Consider the following 3,598-nt stretch of genomic DNA (forward strand, 5'->3'; position numbering starts at 1 on the left):
CGATCCGCACCCACGCCTTGTCGGTCAGCTCACCACGTCGCACCACGATCGACCATTCAAGCGTGCATGTTGATCATTTGTCAGACACTCCCTAGGGGAATCCGGGACATTCCCCTGGGCGGGAAGCCCCGGAGGCCGCGGGGGCTCCGGGGCTTCCCCATGTGCCCGGCACGAGCCAAGATGAGTTCATCTGGCGAACTCAGGAGTCGTGATGGCGTCGACCGTCCACCGGACTTGTCCCCTCTGCGAGGCCGTCTGCGGCCTCACGCTCACCCTCGACGAGGGCGGGCACGTGACCAGCGTCCGCGGCGACAAGGACGATCCGTTCAGCAAGGGGTTCATCTGCCCGAAGGGCGCCAGTCTCGGCCGGCTCGACGAGGACCCCGACCGGCTGCGCAAGCCGCTGATCAGGGAGGGCGACCTGTGGCGCGAGGTCGGCTGGGAGGAGGCGTTCGCCGCCGTGAAGGCGGGCCTCGACCGGGTCGCCGACCGCCGTTCGGTCGCGGTCTACCTCGGCAATCCGAACGCGCACACCATGGCGGGCGCCCTGTACAGCGCGCCGCTGATCAAGTCGCTCGGCACCCGCAACGTCTACACCGCCAGCACCGCCGACCAGATGCCCAAGCACGTCTCGAGCGGACTCATGTTCGGGCATCCGCTGGCCATCGCGGTCCCCGACCTGGACAGGACCGACTACCTGCTGATGTTGGGGGCCAACCCGCTGGAGTCCAACGGCTCCGTGTGCACCGCGCCCGACTTCCCCGGACGGCTGAAGGCCCTGCGCCGGCGCGGCGGCCGGCTCGTGGTGGTCGACCCGCGCCGCACCCGGACCGCCGCGCTGGCCGACGAGCACGTCTTCGTCCGCCCGGGGACGGACGCCCACCTGCTGTTCGGCATCGTCCACGTGCTGTTCGCCGAGGACCTGGTCACGCCTTCGCAGCAGGTCAACGGGCTGGCCGAGGTCCGCGAGGCGGCCAAGCACTTCCCGCCCGAGTCGGTCTCCCGGCGCACCGGGGTGCCGGCCGAGGTGATCGTGCGGCTGGCCAGGGAACTGGCGGGAGCACGTACGGCCGCCGTCTACGCCAGGATCGGCACCTGCACGGCCGAGTTCGGCACGCTGGCCCAGTGGCTCGTGGACGTGCTGAACGTGCTCACCGGCAACCTCGACCGGCCCGGCGGCGCCATGTTCCCCAAGCCCGCCACGGAGTTCGGGGCGCGGCGACGGCCCTACGAAGTGGGCAGATGGAAGAGCCGCGTCAGGGGGTTGCCGGAGACCAACGGCGAGCTGCCGGTGGCCACTCTGGCCGACGAGATCGAGACGCCCGGCGACGGGCAGGTCACGTTCCTGGTCACGGTGGCGGGCAACCCCGTGCTGTCGGCGCCCCACGGGGACAGGCTCGACGCGGCCTTCGCGCGGCTGGACTTCATGGTCAGCGTGGACCCGTACCTCAACGAGACCACCAGGCACGCGAACGTCATCCTGCCGCCGCCGCGCATGCTGCAGTCGGGCCACTACGACTTCGCGCTGCTCGGGTTCGCGGTACGCAACTACGCGCGGTACTCGCCGCCCCTGCTGCCGCTGGACGGGCAGCCCTCCGAGGCCGAGATCCTGGCCAGGCTGGCCATGATCGCCTCTGGCCTCGAAGGGGACCTGGACGAGTTCGTCATCGGCGAGACGCTGCGCAAGGCCACCGAGACGCCCGGCTCGGGCATCGAGGGGCGGGACGTGGCGGAGCTGCGCGCCGCGCTGGACGGCGAGACGGGCAGTGAGCGCCGGCTCGACCTCATGCTCAGGCTCGGCCCCTACGGCGAGTGGGCCGGCAAGGGCGACCTGTCGCTGCGCAAGCTGCTCGACAATCCGCACGGCCTGGACCTGGGCCCGTTGGAGCCCAGGCTGGGCGAGGTGCTGAAGACCCACTCCGGGCTGATCGAGCTGGCGCCGCCGCAGCTCATCGAGGACGTCGAGCGGCTGCGCGCCAAGCTGGACGAGGAGCCGCCGGAGATCGTCCTGATCGGGCGGCGCCACCTGCGCTCCAACAACAGCTGGCTGCACAACGTCGGCCCGCTGGTCGGCGGCAGCAACACCTGCACGTTGCAGATCAACCCGGCCGATGTGGCCAGGCTCGGGCTCGACGGCGAGGCGGTGGTCCGCTCCGCGACAGGGGAGCTCACGGTGCCGCTCGAACCGACCGACACGATCATGCCGGGCGTGGTCAGCCTGCCGCACGGATGGGGGCACGCGGGCACCACACAGAGCGTGGCCGCCGAGCACGCGGGGGTCAGCGTCAACACGCTCACGGACGAATCCGCCATCGACGTTCCAAGTGGTAACGCGGTGTTCAACGGAGTTCCGGTCACGATTTCACCAACTGGGGTGATCATCGCACAATAGGGTGTCGCGCGTGACTATCGCGCCAGAAGAGGACCGCCTGAACGCCCAGATCGCCTTCGCCATCGAAATCGACAAGTTGAAGCGGATCATCCGCCGCAACCACCTGATAGACGGCTCGCGGCGGGAGAACACCGCAGAGCACTCCTGGTACGTGGGCACGCTGGCGATGGTCCTCGGCGAGCATGCCCCGCCGGGGACCGATCTCCAGCGGGTTGTCGCCATGTTGCTGGTGCACGACCTGGTCGAGATCGATGCCGGTGACACGTTCATCTACGACCCGGTGGAGGTGGCCGTGCAGGCCGACGCCGAGCGCGCCGCCGCCGACCGCATCTTCGGCCTGCTGCCCCCCGACCAGACCAGGTGGATACGGGAGCTGTGGGACGAGTTCGAGGCCAGGAAGACGCCGGAGGCCAGATTCGCCAAGGCGCTCGACCGCTTCGCCCCGATCCTGGCCAACCACCACACCGAGGGTGGCACGTGGCCGCTGTTCAAGGTCAAGGCCGCCCAGGTCAGGGAGAAGGTGCGGATCATCGAGGAGGGCTCGCCGTCGCTCGGCGTGTACGCCCTCGAACTGGTCGAACTCTCCGTGGCCAGGGGACACCTGTCCGAGTGATCCCCACATGGGTGGGGTAGGGGACTTGTCGTGAAAGAGGAAGTGCGAGCGAAACGTCGGCAGCTGCGGGGTCTCGCCGGGCCGGTCGCCCTCGCCGATCGGCTCGAGAAGACCAAGACCTTCGACACGCCGGTCAGGGTGCTGGCCAAGGCCGTACGCCAGCGCATCCGCCCTGGCCTGCTACGCGATCTGCTGCACGGTGTTCCCACAGGCAAGCCGCTGCACCCGCCGCTGGCCACGGTCAGCCTGGGCTGCTGGCTCTCCGCGGCCGTGCTCGACCTGGCCGGGGGCGAGCCGAAGGCCACGCGCGTGCTGCTCGCCACCGGCATCGCGAACGCGCTGCCGACTGCGGCGGCCGGGCTGACCGACTGGTCCTCTCTCCACCGCGAGCAGCAGCGGGTGGGCTTCGTCCACATGTTGTCCAACGTGACCGCGCTCGGCCTGTTCACCGCCTCCCTGCTGGCCCGGGTGCGCGGGCATGAGCGGGCGGGCCGCACCCTGACCATGGCCGGGCTCGGGATGGCCGGGCTCGGCGGCTACCTCGGCGGCCACATGGCCTACCGGCAGGCGGCCGGGGCCAACCACGCCCCGCA

Annotated in this window: 3 protein-coding genes; all 3 read left to right on the forward strand. The window is 70.2% G+C overall.

Going from position 1 to position 3,598, the window contains the following annotated elements; genetic code table 11:
* Nucleotides 1-211: 211 nt before the first annotated feature.
* Nucleotides 212-2,392 (forward strand): molybdopterin-dependent oxidoreductase, encoded by a 2,181-nt coding sequence (locus AB0J09_RS59360; protein WP_360712322.1) that lies wholly within the window; start codon nucleotides 212-214, stop codon nucleotides 2,390-2,392.
* A 1-nt stretch (nucleotide 2,393) separates the two neighbouring features.
* A complete protein-coding gene (locus tag AB0J09_RS59365) occupies nucleotides 2,394-3,005 on the forward strand; it encodes an HD domain-containing protein (protein WP_360712325.1) in 612 nt (203 codons plus the stop codon).
* A gap of 42 nt (nucleotides 3,006-3,047) precedes the next feature.
* Nucleotides 3,048-3,598 (forward strand): DUF2231 domain-containing protein (locus AB0J09_RS59370; protein ID WP_360712327.1); only part of this gene is annotated, 551 nt, incomplete at its 3' end.

Source organism: Nonomuraea sp. NPDC049784 (assembly GCF_040659615.1).
In the GTDB taxonomy this organism is placed as follows: domain Bacteria; phylum Actinomycetota; class Actinomycetes; order Streptosporangiales; family Streptosporangiaceae; genus Nonomuraea.